The 17,122-nt window shown below is 33.4% G+C and carries 16 protein-coding genes; 5 read left to right on the forward strand and 11 right to left on the reverse strand.

Features of this window, described 5'->3' with window-relative positions:
• Nucleotides 1–168: 168 nt before the first annotated feature.
• The 4 genes from HMPREF3267_RS00375 to HMPREF3267_RS00390 all read right to left on the reverse strand — a co-directional run bounded on the left by HMPREF3267_RS00375 (nucleotide 169) and on the right by HMPREF3267_RS00390 (nucleotide 4,436).
• The gene (locus HMPREF3267_RS00375; protein ID WP_002460263.1) at nucleotides 169–513 is read right to left on the reverse strand and encodes a DUF4889 domain-containing protein; all 345 of its coding nucleotides are present in this window, start codon (nucleotides 511–513) and stop codon (nucleotides 169–171) included.
• A 203-nt stretch (nucleotides 514–716) separates the two neighbouring features.
• Complete coding sequence (locus HMPREF3267_RS00380) at nucleotides 717–1,145, reverse strand: pyridoxamine 5'-phosphate oxidase family protein (RefSeq protein ID WP_002478713.1); 429 nt, start codon at nucleotides 1,143–1,145, stop codon at nucleotides 717–719.
• Nucleotides 1,146–1,207: 62 nt separating this feature from the next.
• Nucleotides 1,208–3,313: an AraC family transcriptional regulator Rsp gene (gene rsp / locus HMPREF3267_RS00385; protein ID WP_070823817.1), complete on the reverse strand. Its 2,106-nt coding sequence runs from the start codon at nucleotides 3,311–3,313 to the stop codon at nucleotides 1,208–1,210.
• Between the two features lie 739 nt (nucleotides 3,314–4,052).
• Nucleotides 4,053–4,436 (reverse strand): YbgA family protein, encoded by a 384-nt coding sequence (locus HMPREF3267_RS00390; protein WP_062078031.1) that lies wholly within the window; start codon nucleotides 4,434–4,436, stop codon nucleotides 4,053–4,055.
• Nucleotides 4,437–4,592: 156 nt separating this feature from the next.
• Between HMPREF3267_RS00390 and HMPREF3267_RS00395 the strand changes: the two genes are divergently transcribed.
• Nucleotides 4,593–6,035 (forward strand): sucrose-specific PTS transporter subunit IIBC, encoded by a 1,443-nt coding sequence (locus tag HMPREF3267_RS00395; RefSeq protein ID WP_002478716.1) that lies wholly within the window; start codon nucleotides 4,593–4,595, stop codon nucleotides 6,033–6,035.
• 154 nt (nucleotides 6,036–6,189) lie between these two features.
• Here HMPREF3267_RS00395 and HMPREF3267_RS00400 read toward each other — a convergent pair whose 3' ends face one another.
• Complete coding sequence (locus tag HMPREF3267_RS00400; protein WP_002460258.1) at nucleotides 6,190–7,131, reverse strand: magnesium transporter CorA family protein; 942 nt, start codon at nucleotides 7,129–7,131, stop codon at nucleotides 6,190–6,192.
• Nucleotides 7,132–7,199: 68 nt separating this feature from the next.
• Nucleotides 7,200–7,814, reverse strand: a complete 615-nt coding sequence (locus tag HMPREF3267_RS00405) for a TetR/AcrR family transcriptional regulator (protein ID WP_002460256.1) — start codon at nucleotides 7,812–7,814, stop codon at nucleotides 7,200–7,202.
• 156 nt (nucleotides 7,815–7,970) lie between these two features.
• Here HMPREF3267_RS00405 and HMPREF3267_RS00410 point away from each other — a divergent pair, with 156 nt between their 5' ends.
• The 4 genes from HMPREF3267_RS00410 to HMPREF3267_RS00425 all read left to right on the forward strand — a co-directional run bounded on the left by HMPREF3267_RS00410 (nucleotide 7,971) and on the right by HMPREF3267_RS00425 (nucleotide 12,096).
• Nucleotides 7,971–9,248, forward strand: a complete 1,278-nt coding sequence (locus HMPREF3267_RS00410) for a YhgE/Pip domain-containing protein (protein WP_002478717.1) — start codon at nucleotides 7,971–7,973, stop codon at nucleotides 9,246–9,248.
• 332 nt (nucleotides 9,249–9,580) lie between these two features.
• A complete protein-coding gene (locus HMPREF3267_RS00415) occupies nucleotides 9,581–10,009 on the forward strand; it encodes a MarR family winged helix-turn-helix transcriptional regulator (RefSeq protein WP_002460253.1) in 429 nt (142 codons plus the stop codon).
• Nucleotides 10,010–10,109: 100 nt separating this feature from the next.
• Complete coding sequence (locus HMPREF3267_RS00420) at nucleotides 10,110–11,468, forward strand: MATE family efflux transporter (RefSeq protein WP_062078029.1); 1,359 nt, start codon at nucleotides 10,110–10,112, stop codon at nucleotides 11,466–11,468.
• A gap of 181 nt (nucleotides 11,469–11,649) precedes the next feature.
• Nucleotides 11,650–12,096 carry a DUF2871 domain-containing protein gene (locus HMPREF3267_RS00425; RefSeq protein ID WP_062078027.1) on the forward strand — a complete coding sequence of 149 codons (447 nt, stop codon included), beginning with the start codon at nucleotides 11,650–11,652 and terminating at the stop codon, nucleotides 12,094–12,096.
• Nucleotides 12,097–12,367: 271 nt separating this feature from the next.
• Here HMPREF3267_RS00425 and HMPREF3267_RS00430 read toward each other — a convergent pair whose 3' ends face one another.
• From HMPREF3267_RS00430 to HMPREF3267_RS00450, 5 genes are read right to left on the reverse strand one after another with little or no spacing between them, the layout of a single operon-like run.
• On the reverse strand, nucleotides 12,368–13,000 hold the full coding sequence (locus tag HMPREF3267_RS00430) for an ATP-binding cassette domain-containing protein (protein WP_002492839.1): 633 nt from the start codon (nucleotides 12,998–13,000) through the stop codon (nucleotides 12,368–12,370).
• Nucleotides 12,987–13,760: an ATP-binding cassette domain-containing protein gene (locus HMPREF3267_RS00435; RefSeq protein ID WP_012990747.1), complete on the reverse strand. Its 774-nt coding sequence runs from the start codon at nucleotides 13,758–13,760 to the stop codon at nucleotides 12,987–12,989. The genes HMPREF3267_RS00430 and HMPREF3267_RS00435 overlap by 14 nt, the downstream gene beginning before the upstream one ends.
• Nucleotides 13,727–14,494: an ABC transporter permease gene (locus HMPREF3267_RS00440; RefSeq protein WP_062078025.1), complete on the reverse strand. Its 768-nt coding sequence runs from the start codon at nucleotides 14,492–14,494 to the stop codon at nucleotides 13,727–13,729. Before HMPREF3267_RS00440 ends, HMPREF3267_RS00435 begins: the two co-directional genes overlap by 34 nt.
• Complete coding sequence (locus HMPREF3267_RS00445; protein WP_002460247.1) at nucleotides 14,484–15,443, reverse strand: ABC transporter permease; 960 nt, start codon at nucleotides 15,441–15,443, stop codon at nucleotides 14,484–14,486. The genes HMPREF3267_RS00440 and HMPREF3267_RS00445 overlap by 11 nt, the downstream gene beginning before the upstream one ends.
• Complete coding sequence (locus HMPREF3267_RS00450) at nucleotides 15,436–16,998, reverse strand: ABC transporter substrate-binding protein (RefSeq protein WP_002478722.1); 1,563 nt, start codon at nucleotides 16,996–16,998, stop codon at nucleotides 15,436–15,438. Before HMPREF3267_RS00450 ends, HMPREF3267_RS00445 begins: the two co-directional genes overlap by 8 nt.
• Between the last annotated feature and the right edge of the window lie 124 nt (nucleotides 16,999–17,122).

Consider the following 17,122-nt stretch of genomic DNA (forward strand, 5'->3'; position numbering starts at 1 on the left):
TTTACATTGTTTAAGAACTTAATGTCCCAGACCCCGGCTAGATTGACTAGGATTGAATCAGCATATTTTCAATCCAGTCAAGGGCTCCAGCTAAGCATGTGCTGAACAAATACAACTATTGGGTTCAGTATACAATCAAGCTGGGGATTTATTGTATTCTATGCAAAATTAATGATGCATATGTTTCATGTCGTGGATTTTCATCATTAAACCGTGTGGAATATCATCATGTTTCACTTTAGATACACGAGAGAATTCGTCTGAATTTTCATTTTTAACAAGCAAGACAAAATCTCCTTTATGAACGTTTGCATCTGTGTCTTTTGGAAGTTTGACATTTTTTTCTACCTTTTGGTCTTTTTCACTAACCATTTTCTCAATTGTTGTATCATTTTTCATAATACCGTAATACGTATCTTTCTTAGCGCCAGTCATCATGAGAACAACTAAAACAACGCAAGCAATAAGCATTACTACGATTAATGTAATTCCTAATCCCTTTTTACTTTTCATGTTAGAATCTCCTTTATATATTGTTATTTTATTTATACAAGACCTGCTCAAAGAATGCAATATTGAATTATTTTAAATCTGACTTAAAATTTAAAAATGTCAAAATTTGATAACATGTTTATGCTTTAATCAGTAAATACAAAAGGAAAGCTTGTTTGTCTTATACTTCAAGATAACAGGCTTTCCTTTAATTGTTAATTCGCTTATTCGGATAAGTCCAGTGTTGCTGGGGTATCTAAATCAGGATCATTCATTAATTTAATTGTTTTAGGCGTCACTTTTAAGACACATAATTCAGGATCATCTTTAGAAGAAAAGAAACTTTTATCTTGTGTTTCCCATAGCCAATCAATCGTTTGTTGGTCTGTTACAACTTCGATGTTGGCATCAATTTCTACGAAGCTACGCTGTTTCGTATCGTTATATCCTAACAAGATATAGGCACGAGGATTATTTTGTATTTCAGCTACTTTGATTGAATTAATATTAGTCTTAGTGTATAGCTCAAGGCCATCATTGTAAAATACCATGTATCTACTGTTTGGCTGATTATGATAGGCCGTAGAAAGTACGCCTACTTTAGAAGTGTTTAAGACATCAGTCATCTCTTGTATTGCTTGTGCTTTATCCAAATGAATCATCTCCTTAATAATGGTATTGCCCAAAATAATTAGAAATAAACGTTGATCTTTACTTAGGTTGGCTTGATACACAAGTATTTGACTTCATCGTGCTTTAATGTAATTTCTCGCGTTTCATGCTGTATTTGCTGAATATATAATTCAGTTTTAGGATAGTTACTGCGGTCTAAATGTTTCAAAATATGCTTTTCTATATATCGTGGATTATTATCTTGAGGTAATAAGTTGGCTATCATGCCATGCTCGTGATTTAATGTCTGCATAATGAATTGTGTTTGCGTATTTAACCGGTTATTTAATTTGAAAATTTGTTTATTGTCTGATAAATAACGGTCATTTATTTTATTAAAGATTAAAAAGTGATAATCCCCATCTTTACGACTTAACATATAATTATTTGTAATTTCGATCGGTTCATTCATAAAAGCAGCAACAAATTGATATAAGTGCATAATCGGTTTCAAACTACCATATTTGTTAAATAGAGCAATGTCAAGGGAGTCATCTTCAAAGAGACGATAACAAATACCACCGCCATATTTCATCAATTGTGTAAGGTGACAAACTAAATCAGATAATTGTAATGGAAGACTTCCATTATTCGTATATTTAAAGCACCGCTTTGAGAGGTGACTATACACAAATTTATAAGAAGGTATTTGTGATTCTTGTATAAAGCGCAAATAGTTTTCAAAATGCGTTGCTGTATGTGTGAAACCTTTCGTTTTATCAACAAGTAAATTTTTGATGTTGGTATTCTCTATATCAATAAAGTAAAAATGAAAGTTCATTCTGTGCATTAAGTCATACGTCTCCTGAACTGTTTTAAAATGACGCAGTAAACCATCTATGATAAGGCCATATTTAATATTTTTATGTTTATTTTTAAGCTTTAAATGTGCAAGATGGATATCGTGTGGTGTCATGGATGCACTATCAAATATCAGCATAAACTTAACTTGTTTCAGATGTTTCTTATAATCTTGTGTGTCGTTTAAGAAATTTAAAATCATTTGATACACACTATCAAATTGTTGCTTACTTTTAATGGTTAACGCTAAGCTGATGTTCTTATCAAACAACTTTTCAATACTTAGATTGAGTAAATTTTGATTTAAATGTTGCATCCAATCATTAGACAAGTCATTGATTAGCACAGCAGGATGCGGTAAATACGATAAGTCAATATTGTAATATTCATTGAAAAGATAATGAAAGAGTTCATTAAACGTGTTGAAGCGAATAAAAGCAGTTGCAGTTTGTGTCTGTTGTTGTGGTTTGAAATGATCAATATGAATATTAGTTGTTTCAATAGCTAATTTTTCAAGTCGTGTATTTTGATTAATATAGGACAAAAGATGATCTGGAATAGCTTGAGTAAAATGTAATTGTGGTTTGTCCACAATGTTTTGCAGTCGGATACGAAATTGTTTTGGACTAAAGTTTAAAAACTTTTTAAATTGATTTGTAAAATTAGTATGGCTTGTAAAACCAATTTCTGTCGCTATTGCACTAATAGAATAACGAGTTGTTAACAGCAAATGAAGTGCGCGACATAGTTTTAACGTTGTGTAATATTCTTTGAAATTCATATGCAAATAACGACCGAAAAGATTTGAACAATAAGATTCGGAAATATTACAATGCTGTGCGACATCACTTAAAGTAATATAAGATAACACGTGCTGATTGATAAATGTCAACGCCTTAGTGAAACTCGGATGATTGACTGACATACGCGGTGTATATAAAGATGGATGCTTCACTACTGCTTCTTTAAAAAGTGTTTGGATAATCTTTGATATCGTATCATCATCGTCAATCTCATCACTAACATGCTGATGGATACGATTAAATAATAGTGATTTAATGTACAAGTTTGATTGCAACAGATGTCGATCAAAATAGTGATAAAAGAATTGAGTATCTTTCATATAAAAATACACGAGTGGAATGCGAAGTTCTACGATATTTTGACCTTGTTCAATATTAAATATATCTCCATGGTTAATGATGGCGATATGATTGTCCAAGTCAAAGGTCGAGCTATTTATTGTCATGCGAAGTTCATTAGTTAGTGAAAAAAGTAAAATAATTTGATTAATGTTGCGCGAGGGAGCGCTTGATAAACGTTCATGTATTACTAAAGTGCAAGTCATTTAATATGGTCTCCTAAAATAAAATTCGTGTACACGCAACAAGAAAAAGTCATGTTTTGTGAATAATATTTGCTATTATAGCGGAAAGAAACCTAAATAGTAATAGTAAATTTTAAAAAAATATAGCAAATTTCATGAAAAATAGCTTAAAATTTTCAGTTTTGCACAACTTAAAAGTCGGATTAGAAATATGGTGTTTACATTTTGGAAATTTTTAATAGGTTGCAAACATGCTTTTTTGTGCATAATAAAGATATCAATTTGAATCAAATTGGTAATGTGATTTAACACAATAGCACCTATGAACAACAGCAATGAACAATGTCACGAACCTGTTACGACAATTGACATCGCAAATCATCATGTAATGTATATGGCAACAGAAGCAGGCTTATAGTTATTATTCAATTAAATGACGTCACATATTTTATAGAACAAACATCATAGAATAACATCATGAGACGTTGTCATGATTGTAGAATGACTTATGCATCACATACACAGAATCAGCAGCAGAGAATAGCTTCTAGCGCAACCTAATCATTAAGTATAAGTAGTAATAAGATATCATTACAGTTGTCAATACTCCCCAGACATAGATGTTAATGTATCGTCAGCGGTTCACATTTATAAACGAATTTTCTACATGGTTTACTTCTTCTTAATTCAATATTGTTTATTATAGAAATTTTGTGTTAAATAACAGCCCATGGATATCCAAAGCGCCCTTATCAAAATATTATTGATGAGGGCGCTGTTGTAATATATGACTCTGTTGTAAATAGTGTACATGATAACGGTCAGCTAATGATTTTATAAATGTTAATAACACATCAAATGACACTTGCTGTTGTTGAAAAGCGTGCTTTAAGTATTGTGCATGTTGTTTTTCTGCATCAGTTGCTTTGGATTTAAAATAGCCCCACATATGATCGTAGCAATTAATCATACTTCCCATTGTAGGGGATTGTGACAGTGCTCCATTGATTGCTGATTCAACCTCAGCATAAGTTGGTGTTGATTTAAGCATTGCACGTATATGATTATAATGTTGTTGACTATGCATCATCACATGATATTTTTCTTGGCGCCATAATTGTTCGATTTTACCACGTGTTTTCATCGTATCGACTCCTTACATTAGTTATAGCATTTTTACCCATATTTAAAAGATTTAATTAGTTAAAATTTTGTGGCAACTATTGCTTTTGTAATTGTATGCGTTTACAATGAAAGTGAGTTATTGGAACCGGTTCTATTTTTAAAGGAGGCATCTTGCATGAATTATAAACAAGCGGCACAAGAAATTCTTGAAGCTATAGGTGGTGAAGAGAATTTAGAAGCCATGGCACACTGTGCAACTAGGCTCAGACTCGTATTAAAGGATGAAAGTATTGTTGATGAAGCGAAATTGGGACAAATGGATGTAGTGAAAGGGACGTTTTCAACAGGCGGACAATATCAAATTATTATTGGGTCAGGCACCGTAAACCATGTGTTTGCTGAACTAGAAAAAATAACAGGAAAAGAAGCTTCAACAACTTCAGAGGTTAAAGAGAAATCTGCTAAAAATTTGAATCCACTACAACGTTTTGTCAAAATGTTATCTGATATTTTTGTTCCGATTATTCCAGCGATTGTTGCTGGCGGTTTATTAATGGGGATTAATAATATTTTAACCGCGCCAGATTTGTTCTATAAAGGTCAATCGCTTATTGAAAAGCATGACCAATTCGCTGGTTTAGCAAGTATGATAGATATCTTTGCCAATGCACCATTTACGTTATTGCCAATTTTAATTGGATTTAGTGCAGCTAAACGCTTTGGTGGAAATCCATTTTTAGGGGCAGCGTTAGGGATGATTTTAGTACATCCATCATTGATGAGTGCCTATGATTTTCCAAAGGCAGTGGAAGCGGGAAAAGCGATACCACATTGGGATATCTTTGGATTACATATTAATCAAGTAGGTTATCAAGGCCAAGTATTACCTATGTTATTTGCAGCTTATATTTTAGCAAATATTGAAAAAGGACTACGTAAAGTCATTCCAACGGTATTAGATAACCTATTAACACCTTTATTAGCTATTTTATCAACAGCATTTTTAACATTTTTATTTGTTGGACCGATTACACGTCAGTTAGGCTATTGGTTATCTGATGGTTTAACATGGTTATATGAATTTGGAGGTGCGATTGGTGGCTTTATCTTTGGTTTATTCTATGCTCCAATCGTTATTACAGGCATGCATCATAGCTTTATTGCTGTTGAAACAACACTGATTGCAGATGTGAAAAATACAGGAGGTTCATTTATCTTTCCAATTGCGACGATGTCAAACGTGGCACAAGGTGGTGCAGCGTTAGCAGCTTTCTTTATTATTAAACAAAATAAAAAATTAAAAGGTGTAGCATCTGCTGCTGGAATTTCAGCGTTACTTGGTATTACTGAACCAGCCATGTTTGGGGTTAATTTAAAATTAAGATACCCATTTATTGGCGCAATTGTTGGCTCAGCCTTTGGAGCAGCTTATATTTCGTTCTTTAAAGTTAAAGCCATTGCGCTTGGTACAGCGGGGTTACCTGGATTTATTTCAATCAGCGCATCTCATAGTGGATGGTTACATTACTTTATTGGAATGGTGATTTCGTTTATCATCGCAGCAGGGCTGACTATTATATTATCACGTAGAAAAGCTTATCAAGACGTTAAATCATAGAAAATTGTTTAAGACATAAATATAACGTCTTAAAATTACAACGCCAAAAATGTTTTCATGTGTCGTATTGTAAATAGAAAACAGCAGTAAGATAATTTCTAATTGAAAATCATCTTACTGCCGTTTTTTTCGGATTTATGTCCTAACCTGTTTATTATATTTTTTGTTTGCGCCATAAAAAGATGCCAACAATTGTGACTAAAATTAATGATACGACTATAACGATAATCCAAGAGGCGTAACTGTGATCGTCAATCGGTAACGGGACGTTCATACCAAAGAAGCTAAAGACTAAAGTTGGTAAGGTCAGTAATACGGTAAACAACGTTAAAGTTTTCATAATATTGTTCATTTCATTAGACAACAATGAAGCATATGACGTGGTAATACTTTCTAAAATACGTGTATACAATTCTGTTGTTTCAATCGCTTGATTGTTTTCAATCATTAAGTCTTCTAATAAATCTTCATCTTCTTCAAAACGTTTAATCGCAGGTAAACGGAATAATTTTTTGATAATTGTATCATTTCCTTTTAATGCAGCTAAGAAATAAACTAAACTTTTCTCAACTTCCATCAAATTATATAGCTGACGATTCGTAATATTATTTTTCAATTCACGCTCAATGCGAATTCTTGATTTGTTCAACAAACGCAAGTTGCGATTATAATGATTCGCAATGGTTAATAATATATTTAAAGCAAAACGACTATGGAATTTCAGATTAATATCTTGTTGTCGCGCAAAATGTTCTAAAAATTCATTTTCAGCATCACAGACAGTCATAATGATGCCATTTCCAATAATAATACCTAGTGGAATCGTGACAAATGACAGCACACGTCGATTGGTTGAATTGACAATAGGTAAGTCAATAATAATTAGTGAATAACCAGAGTCTTCGTCATACTCAATACGTGCACTTTCTTCTGCGTCTAAAGGGTCACGTATAAAGTCTTCGGGAATTTGATAACGCTCAATTAGCGCATCTGCCTCATCACGGTCAGGTTCTACAACGTTAATCCAAGAAGGTGCGTGGTCCAAATCTGTTTCTACTATTTCATTTTGTGTTAAATGTTTGTATGCTGCAATCATACTTACTGATTCCTTTCAATATTACTTACTAAGTTGTTAATACTTTACCACACTTTAACTTTTTGTGCTCAATCATGTTGATGCATATGATGGCGATGTTCTGATAAAAGACGTAAGGGGCCATTGTAGACAATTTTATAAATATATAAAATCAGTTCATCCACAGGCAAGCGTTCGGGGTCTTGAACCCAATACTTCATTACCGAAATCGTGGCACCGGACACATACCTATAGAAATACATTTCGGGTATGCCAGCGATAACATGGTCTACACTCAAATAATTTTGCATGTTTTCTTTGAATAATGAATTCATTTTTTCTTCCAAGCGACTTGTACGGTCTAATTTTAAAATTGTGCGATAAAAGTTGATGTTACGATCAATATGATGAAAAATAGTAGTTAGTACATTTTTAATAAATAAGCGTCCCGTTTCTTCAGCATCGTTACCTAAGACATTGTAAAATTCTGTTACATTGGAAATTTCAGCGATACATTCATTTTCCATTTCATCTAATAGTAGATACTTATCTTCAAAGTGTAAATAAAATGTCCCCCGATTAATATCGGCACGTTTAGTAATATCTTGTATCGTAATTTTTTCGATTTCTTTTTCATTTAACAAATCAATAAATGCCTCTTTAATGGCAGATTTAGTCCGTCTAATGCGACGATCTTCTTTCACGATTACTGAAACCTCCTAGTTATAAGACAAATTGAACGAATGTGTTCATTAACGTACACTTTGTCATACATTGCTTATTGTTTATTTGTTCATACCTATTATAATAAACAACGTGATAAATATTCAACACGTTGTTTTATAAAGGAGGTAAGTTTGATGAATATTTTTAAAAGCAAATTATTATGGATTGCGCCTATTGCAGGGATTTTACTATTAATCATCTTTTCATTAGCGTTTTATCCAGCATATAATCCAAAACCTAAAGAAATGCCTATCGCAATTGTTAATCATGATGAAGGTATTAATATACAAGGTAAAAAAGTAAATATTGGAGATAAATTAGAAGATAAATTATTAAATAGTGACTCAGACACTATTAAATGGGTTAAAGTTAAAAATGAAGCAGACTTAAAGCAAGGCATGAAGGATGAAAAATATTACGGTGCTGCTGTCTTCAATAAAGACTTTTCTAAAAATGCGATGAGCAAAACGCAAAAGATTGTGATGGATAGTAAAAAAGCAGAAATGAAAGAAAAGGTTGCATCTGGTGAAATTCCACCACAAGCTGTGCAACAAATGCAGAAAAAGATGGGTAACCAAAAAGTTGACGTGAAACAAGCTCAATTTAAAACGTATGTCAGCCAAGGTTCAAGTTTGCAAGGTTCACAATTGGCTAATAGCGTTTTAACGAAAATGGGGCAAAATATTAACCAACAAATTACAAAACAAAGCATTAATACTTTGGAACAACAGCATGTTGATGTTAAAGCAAGTGATATCGAAGGATTAACGAATCCAGTAAACGTGGATAGTCATACAGTAAATAAAGTGAAAGACCATCAAGGTGGAGGTAATGCACCATTCTTAATGTTTATGCCAGTATGGATAGGCTCATTAGTTATTTCTATCTTATTATTCTTTGCCTTTAGAACGAGTAATAACTTTGCAATTCAGCATAGAGTCATCGCTTCATTTGGTCAAATGATTATGGCTGCGGTATCAGCATTTGCTGGTAGCTTTGCTTATATTTATTTTATGAAAGATGTACTCGGCTTTGACTTTGATCATCCTGTGCGTATTGCAGTGTTTGTAGGTTTGTCAATTCTTGGATTTGTAGGATTGATTTTAGGTGTGATGGTGTGGTTAGGAATGAAATCAATACCATTATTCTTCATTCTAATGTTCTTTAGTATGCAAATGGTCACATTACCGAAACAAATGTTACCTAAAGGTTATCAACATTATGCTTATGATTGGAATCCGTTCACGCATTACGCCACAAGTTTGAAGGAATTGATTTATTTAAATCATCAAATCGAATTTTCAACAACGATATGGATGTTGATTGGCTTTATGATTTTTGGAGCGATTTCAAGTTTAGTTGCAGCTTTAGTGAGAAAACACAGTACAAAACGTACCGAAGTACCATCATAAGATATTAATACATTTACAATATAAAATTTGAAACGCAAAGTGCAGTGATTAGCATTTTGCGTTTCTTGGGAGCGGGACAGAATGGATTATGAATTTATAGTCCCGCTCCGGCAAGGTTGACTAGGATTGAAAAAAGCTTGGATTAAGCGTATTTTCAGTCCAGTCAACTACTGCCGAAATTTAGTTCATAGCCTAAAACATAATGATATCCCTGATTAGACATTCGGCAACAGCTGATTATAAACTGAAAATTTAAACTTTAATATATCGGTTGACTATTTTAAAAAAGAGCGTATGATAATCGTTAGATATCTAACTAATGAGGTCATAATATGAATTATACGTATCAATATTTAATCAGAACACTCGCACATGAGATGAAACGTTATGCTGATCGTAAGCTTGATGAGTATGGCATTACACAAGAACAAAGCCATACACTAGGCTATCTATATCGTCATCAACATGATGGGATTTCACAACAGGATCTTTCTAAAGCCTTTAATCGTAAAGGCGCTACTGTTAGTGCAACAGTAAAGAATTTGGAAAAGATGGATTTGATTTATCGTACGGTTGATGCACAAGATTCAAGACGTAAAATATTACGCTTAACGACAGAAGGAACAGCTTTTGTAGAATCATTTATCGGTATATTTGATGAAGTTGAACAAAAAATGTTAGAAGATTTTTCTGATGTTGAAAAGCTACAATTACAAAATTACTTTAAACGAATGTTAAACAATTTAGCAATAGAGTCATAATAATAAGTGATACATGGCTATCATGGTCACTTTAAATTTTAAATATATAGTTAGATATCTAATTATTAGATATCGAATTAATTTAAGGGAGAATTTGAAAATGAAAGACGAACAAATATATTATTTTGAACAAGCACCCATATTTAAATCTATGATGCACTTTTCATTACCTATGATGATTGGTTCATTATTAAGTGTGATATATGGTATTTTAAATATTTACTTTATTGGATTTTTAGATAACAGTCATATGATTTCTGCAATTTCTTTAACAATGCCGATTTTTGCTTTGTTAATGGCTTTTGGTAATTTATTTGGCGTAGGTGGGGGAACGTTTATTTCTCGTATGTTAGGTGCGAAAGATTATAGTAAAAGTAAAGTGATTAGTAGTTTTTCAATATATAGTAGCCTTATATTAGGTATTATTGTAGCTGCACTTGCCTTTCCATTTACAGATCAAATCGCGCAAGTGTTGGGAGCAAGTGGAGAGACTGTACACTTTACGAGTTCTTTTTTGAAAGTGATGTTTTTGAGTTCGCCAGCTGTCATATTATTCTTTGTGTTAGAACAATTTGCTAGAGCAATTGGTAAACCAATGATATCTATGGCAGGTATGCTTTCTAGTGTGGTATTAAATATGATTCTAGACCCTATTTTAATCTTTGGCTTTCATTTAGATGTTGTAGGGGCTGCTTTAGGAACAGCAATTTCAAATGTTGTAGCTGCATTATTCTTTATTATTTATTTTGTAGTAAAAAAGGATATTATTTCAGCAAATATTAAAGAAGCGTTGCCAAGCAAAGAAGTTATGGTTGATATCTTTAAAATCGGTATTCCTGCTTTCTTAATGGTTGTTTTAATGGGTATTACAGGACTTATACTCAATTTGTTTTTAGCTAAATATGGTAACGAAGCGATTGCAAGTTATGGTATTTCATTTAGATTAGTACAATTTCCTGAACTTATTATTATGGGCTTAGCTGAAGGTGTTGTACCGCTTATTGCTTATAATTTTATGTCAAATAAAGAACGAATGAAACATACGATTGAAGCGGTTGTACTTTCAATTGGTGTGATTTTCGCAGTAAGCATGGTTATCGTGATGTTGTTTGGTACATCAATTGTTCAACTATTTAGTACCGATATACACATTGTGGCTTTAGCAACCTTTATGTTAAAAGTAACGATGACATCATTATTACTAAATGGTATTGGTTTCTTATTCACTGGGATGTTACAAGCGACAGGTCAAGGGCGTGGTGCGATGATTATGGCGTTAGCACAAGGACTTATTATTATTCCAGTGCTCTTTGTGTTAGATAAATACTTCGGTTTAACAGGTGTAGTATGGTCATTACTTGTGGCTGAAACAATTTGTTCATTGTTAGCTATGTTCATTGTTTACTTATCACGCAATCAACTTACCGTTGATAAAAGTACATTAATAGAAGCAGAGTAGTAAAGTGAAATCTGGGGCATGATTTCTAGAAAAATAGCCAGTAAATGATTTTTATAACTTCATTTACTGGCTTCTTTATTGTAAAAGAACAGTCTGGGACATAAAAGTGGAACATTCTTTATTTTGTCACTTTAAAGAAATTCATTTTATTTTATAATAAGAATGTGAGGGAGGATTGAAGATGCGCAGATTACTTTATGCATTTTTAACGTATATGATTGTAGGTTTATTAAGTGGCTTTTACTATCGGGAATTGACAAAAGCATATAACTTTACTGGTGATACACAATTATCAGTCGTACATACACATACATTGATTTTAGGCATGTTCATGTTTTTAATACTTATTGGGCTGGAAAAAGTCTTTCAATTAAGTAGCTATTATTTATTTAATTGGTTCTTTGTAATTTATAATATTGGCGTATTGATTACAATTGGTATGATGGCTACAAAAGGTTCATTCCAAGTCATGGGTAAACATGTGCCGGAATCATTTTCAGGCTTTGCAGGAATGGGGCACACTGGTATGTTGGCCGGCTTATTATTACTCTTTTTCTTATTGCGTCAGGCTGCCTTAACAGAGCCCAAAGCAGAATCTAGAACAGGACATAAAACAGACAAACATTAATCAAGATAAATGCAATAATTTAGAACATAAATCGTTTTAGAGTTAAAGAAAAATGGCAATTTCTATTGAAATAATATAGAAACTGCCATTTTTGTTATGCATTTTTTAATTAGTGTTGTGTATTTAATTATACGTAGCGTCTTATTTTTCAAAATAAATGTATTTCGTATTGTGACGAGAATACTGGGTAGGTCATGACAGTCGACGATTTAGTACTATCAATATACTGCTTTGATATCTATAAAGTCATTTTCATACCATATTCAATTGCTTACGCATGTGCAATTTCTAAATGTTTACCTGGAAGACTGTTTAATAAATAAGGATCGTGTGTGATAACAATGAGTTGCAAGTCTTTCATTTCCCGCAACATTTGTAATATCAATTCTTCATTAATGACATCTAAATTTGTTGTCGCTTCATCCAATATTAAGATATCGGGATTAACTAGCAATGCTTTAGCTATCCATAAACGTTGAAATTGGCCGCCACTTAAGTGGCTTACTTTTTTGTTTAGTAAATGATCATCTATTTTACATTGTCGTATTACTTGATGCAGTCGCTCTGAATGTTCACTAACAGGTATATCAAAGTGTTTCAAAGGTTGTTTAAGTATCCATGCCACTGACTTTAAAGGGTCTAAAGTACTTGCATTATACTGAGGCACATATTGAATGTATTTCATCCATTCAATGTCAGAGACGTTACCTAGAACTAAGTTGTCATAACTGACACTACCGTGAAAGTTTTTATCTAGACCTGCTATGATTTGAGCTAATGTAGACTTACCACTCCCGCTTACGCCGCTAATGATTAAATGCTCACCATTACCTACAGTTAAATCGAAGTTCGTGAATATTTGTTTGTCAGAATACGATTTTTTTAATTGCTTAATCTGTAACATATTGTGTTCTCCTATTTGCTAAGTCAATTAACTTTTGAGTATATGGATGTTGAGGGGACGTTAAAACCTCTTTAGAGGTACCACTTTCAACGATTTGTCCCTCGTACATCACGCTGATATGTGTTGCATAATCTATGACAAGTTCTAAATCATGCGTAATAAATAGAATTGTCATACCATGTTGTTGTATCACATGATGTAATAAAAGCATTAAATGATTTCGATTATCATAGTCTAATGCACTTGTTGGTTCATCAGCAATGAGAAATTTGGCTTCTCGTACAATAGACATAATTAATGCAATGCGCTGTGCCATACCACCGCTAAGTTGAAAAGGGTAGTAGTCAAGTAATTTCGAGTTGTTTTTGAGACCAAGATGATTAAATTGGCGTTCAACAAAGTGATGCTGTTCTTGTCTTGATAATTTAGAATGTACCGAGTCAAACAAGGCATCGAAATGTTTTTGGATACGCACATTTTGAAAGAAATTACTATTTGTATCTTGGAACATTGCATCCGTATCTTCAAGGTTAATGTCCACTTGTCCAGTGTAGTGAAGCTCAGGTTGTAGCATGTTTAGTGCGGTGCGCGCCAATAATGATTTACCACTGCCACTTTCACCTACTAAACAATGAAAACTACCTTCTTTAACTGTTAAATTAAGCTGTTTTAGTAAAGCAACTTTATGATGATAGACAGAGACATCTTGCAAATGTAATAGCGACTTTAATGAATGAAACGACGGTTGAGATACTGACATATCAATGCGAAACCTCCTAGTAAGACACCTGGGAAAAAGAATAGCCAAGGTGCAGAATAGAAATAACTCTTACCATCATAAAGGATGGCGCCTAACTCAGGTAGGGGTGGCTTAACGCCTAAACCTATAAATGCTAAACCAGAAATACTAAGCATTAATTTACCGAAATCTGCAGTAACTAAGGCCATCACATTGCTTAATAAATGAGGTACAATATGATAGATAATTATTTCTAGCTTAGATAAACCGCTTAATGGCGCATATTTGACGAAAGGTTGCTTTTGCGCATCGCGTGCTAAATTTCTAAAATAACGTAAATAACGTCCTAGCCAGCCAATAATTAAGGCGAAGCATAAGCCAAAAATAGAATTATTCATAAATCCAAGTACAACGAGGGCAATTATAATGGCTGGTAAAGCAATTAACATATCAGCAAGGGCCATCATGATGGAATCAAACCAGTGACCAATCATTGCTGACAATAAACCTAGAATAAGGCCTAGTATCACTGTACCAATTAAGATAAACGAGGTTAATCCCAATGTGACCATACTTCCTACAAAGAGGCGAGTTAAAAAGTCTCGGCCTAAATGATCTGTCCCTAGCCAATGTGACCAAGTGGGTGGCATGAGTGCTGCTGTTTGATGAATCATATTTGCTTGATCATATAATAGATAGGTAAGCATGATTAGAATTAAAATAATGACAGGCCATATCCAGTACTTAATTTTCATATGTTATATGGCCTCCTAACGTTTTAGACATTTTTAGTCGAGGATCACTTTTTTCAAGTAAAATATCTCCAAAGAAATTGAGAAGTAAAATAATGAATATAATCATCATTAAGATACCTTGAATTAAAGGATAATCACGCATATTTATACCATTAATTAATAATTTTCCTAAACCAGAAATACTAAAAATTACTTCTAAAATAATGATACGACTAAATAAGTGAATGAAATTGTTAATTGTAATCGTCAACAACGGTGCTAAAATTTCTTTCAGTTGTAAATAAATACGATCTTTTAATTTGAAGTGACGTAATTGAGCTAATTGATAAGGTTGACTATATAATGTTTGTTCAAAAAGGTGGCTGCTTAATAAAATCATATGGCTCCCTTCAACGAGTACTAAAATCGTAATCGGAAGTACAAAATAAGCCCAACTATTACTTCCTACAAAAGGGAATAAGTGCCACTTCACGCCAAAGTAATAAATAAAGATAATCGCTAACCAATATTCAGGTAATGATGTGATGATTTGAGCAATACGTGTAGTGACTTTTGACCATAGGTGATTTGGATGATTCCCACATATGTATCCAATAATATAACCAAGTGGAAATAGAATCATCGCTGACCCTAAAATTAATTTAAGTGTTGGCGCAGTTGCTTTGATAATTCGTTCAGTAACGGGTTCACCATTGCTAAAGCTTGTTCCTAAATTACCAGTACAGGCATTGCCAACCCACTGAACATAACGAACGGGCAAAGCTTGGCTCAAGCCAAGTTTATCTTGCGCAAACTTGATGCGTTCTTGAGTAATTTGAGCAACACCATGTTCATGTAAATATTGAATCGCCGGATTGCCGGTTGTGTTTTCTAACAGAATAAATAGTATAAATGAAATAATGAGCAAATAAATCATTAGTTTAATGATGTGTTTAACGATATTAATCATGATTTGACACCTTCAATTTATCAAAGTTTATAGGTGCGTCCGTTTGTCCAGAGAAGTCGAAATCTTTAATCTTAGGACTCGTAACAAATGTTTCATTAGGGTATGCGATAGGCACAGCAAGATATTGGCTGTCAATATAATTAGACAATCGGTTAAAGGCTTGTTGCTGTTGATGCGTATTAATAATTGTAGGAAATTGTTCTATCATTGATGTTAATTTCTGATTATCCGCAAAAGCCCCTGGCTGTTTACCATTTTGTTTAAAACGTGCATTCAAGAAATTATAAGGCATCAACCCATTCGTATAACTACGATAATAGATAAGATCGAAGTCTTTACGTACCGTCAATGTTTCATAATAGGTTTGTGCATCTAAGACATTAATATCCAACTTAATGCCTGCTTTTTTCAATGCTTGTTGCATGATTTCAGCTTTCATTTTCCATTCAGGAAATTCGTCCGTTTGAAGGGCGAGTTTCAGTGAAAGTACTTTACCGTCCTTTTCGAAGTAACCATCACCATTTCTTGTATAACCTAATTGCTTAATCAAGCGTTGCGCTTCAGCTGGGGCATACGTATGGTCATTTTGATTAGCATTATTTACATATTGCACGCCACTTTGGAATAAACCTTTTAACGTTTTATTTGAAGAAAGATAATTGACATTGATAGCCTTACTTATTGCTTCGCGCATCTTTTTATTTTGTAATACTTTGTTAGTTGGATTGAAACCCATAAATTGCGTTTCAGTGCTTGGATATTTATGTACGGTTAAATGCTTGTTACGATAAGATTCCTTAACTTGTTGCGGTGTCATCTGACCTAATGCGCCACCAGTAATGTCAATGGAATGGCTTTCAATCGCTAGATGTCTTGAATCACTATCTTCAATCGATTGAAAAGTAAGACGATAATCTAATGGATGGCCATTACGATAATATTTATTGGGTTTAAACGTCACCGTCTCATTTGTCGAACCGGCTACTTTGAAAGGCCCAGTGCCGATTGCTTTCTTAAATTTACCAGTTATTTTACCGCCTTGAACTGCATGCGGACTCATTACACGCAGTGGTCTAATCTGGGTAAGCTCTGGTAACACTTGGTTAGAAGGCTTTTTAAGTTTAATCTCAACAGTATATTTATCTTTGACAGTAATGGATTTGAGTTTATCCAACGTTTCCATAGGATCTGTCTTATCAGTTGCTTTGGCTCTTTCTATTGAAAATTTGACTGCTGATGCATCAAAGTTAGATCCGTCATTAAATTTTACATGCTGTTTTAAATGAAAGGTATAATCTTTACCATCATTTGATACGTCCCATGATTTAGCTAGTCCAGGTTCTATTTTGCCATTTTCACCATATTTTACGAGCGATTGATACACTGCACTATACACTGGCATAGGTACATCAAATCCTTGTGCATCAAGTTGATTAGGATTAAATTCTCGTGGTAGTGACAATGTTACTTCTTTATTATCACGGTGTTGATACCCACAACCACTTAGGATGAGTACAGCACACATGGAAAGTGAAAACAACATGTGCTTTTTCATTATTTAACCTTCTTTCGATTATATTGATATAGAATTGATATAAGCAGGGAACGGGAAAAATTCATTATGAATTCGTAGTCCTGCCCCGCCAAGGTTGACTAGGATTGATAAAGCTTGGTATCAG

Origin of the sequence: Staphylococcus sp. HMSC62D11 (assembly GCF_001839145.1) — a bacterium.
GTDB classification, from domain to species: Bacteria; Bacillota; Bacilli; order Staphylococcales; family Staphylococcaceae; genus Staphylococcus; species Staphylococcus lugdunensis.

What these genes read in the sequence shown, in the direction of transcription:
- HMPREF3267_RS00425 (WP_062078027.1), top strand. Translation starts at nt 11,650, where the DNA reads ATGCGCAGATTACTTTATGCATTTTTAACGTATATGATTGTAGGTTTA.
- HMPREF3267_RS00435 (WP_012990747.1), bottom strand. Translation starts at nt 13,760, where the DNA reads ATGTCAGTATCTCAACCGTCGTTTCATTCATTAAAGTCGCTATTACAT.
- rsp (WP_070823817.1), bottom strand. Translation starts at nt 3,313, where the DNA reads ATGACTTGCACTTTAGTAATACATGAACGTTTATCAAGCGCTCCCTCG.
- HMPREF3267_RS00430 (WP_002492839.1), bottom strand. Translation starts at nt 13,000, where the DNA reads ATGTTACAGATTAAGCAATTAAAAAAATCGTATTCTGACAAACAAATA.
- HMPREF3267_RS00450 (WP_002478722.1), bottom strand. Translation starts at nt 16,998, where the DNA reads ATGAAAAAGCACATGTTGTTTTCACTTTCCATGTGTGCTGTACTCATC.
- HMPREF3267_RS00415 (WP_002460253.1), top strand. Translation starts at nt 9,581, where the DNA reads ATGAATTATACGTATCAATATTTAATCAGAACACTCGCACATGAGATG.
- HMPREF3267_RS00440 (WP_062078025.1), bottom strand. Translation starts at nt 14,494, where the DNA reads ATGAAAATTAAGTACTGGATATGGCCTGTCATTATTTTAATTCTAATC.
- HMPREF3267_RS00395 (WP_002478716.1), top strand. Translation starts at nt 4,593, where the DNA reads ATGAATTATAAACAAGCGGCACAAGAAATTCTTGAAGCTATAGGTGGT.
- HMPREF3267_RS00445 (WP_002460247.1), bottom strand. Translation starts at nt 15,443, where the DNA reads ATGATTAATATCGTTAAACACATCATTAAACTAATGATTTATTTGCTC.
- HMPREF3267_RS00375 (WP_002460263.1), bottom strand. Translation starts at nt 513, where the DNA reads ATGAAAAGTAAAAAGGGATTAGGAATTACATTAATCGTAGTAATGCTT.
- HMPREF3267_RS00410 (WP_002478717.1), top strand. Translation starts at nt 7,971, where the DNA reads ATGAATATTTTTAAAAGCAAATTATTATGGATTGCGCCTATTGCAGGG.
- HMPREF3267_RS00400 (WP_002460258.1), bottom strand. Translation starts at nt 7,131, where the DNA reads ATGATTGCAGCATACAAACATTTAACACAAAATGAAATAGTAGAAACA.
- HMPREF3267_RS00390 (WP_062078031.1), bottom strand. Translation starts at nt 4,436, where the DNA reads ATGAAAACACGTGGTAAAATCGAACAATTATGGCGCCAAGAAAAATAT.
- HMPREF3267_RS00420 (WP_062078029.1), top strand. Translation starts at nt 10,110, where the DNA reads ATGAAAGACGAACAAATATATTATTTTGAACAAGCACCCATATTTAAA.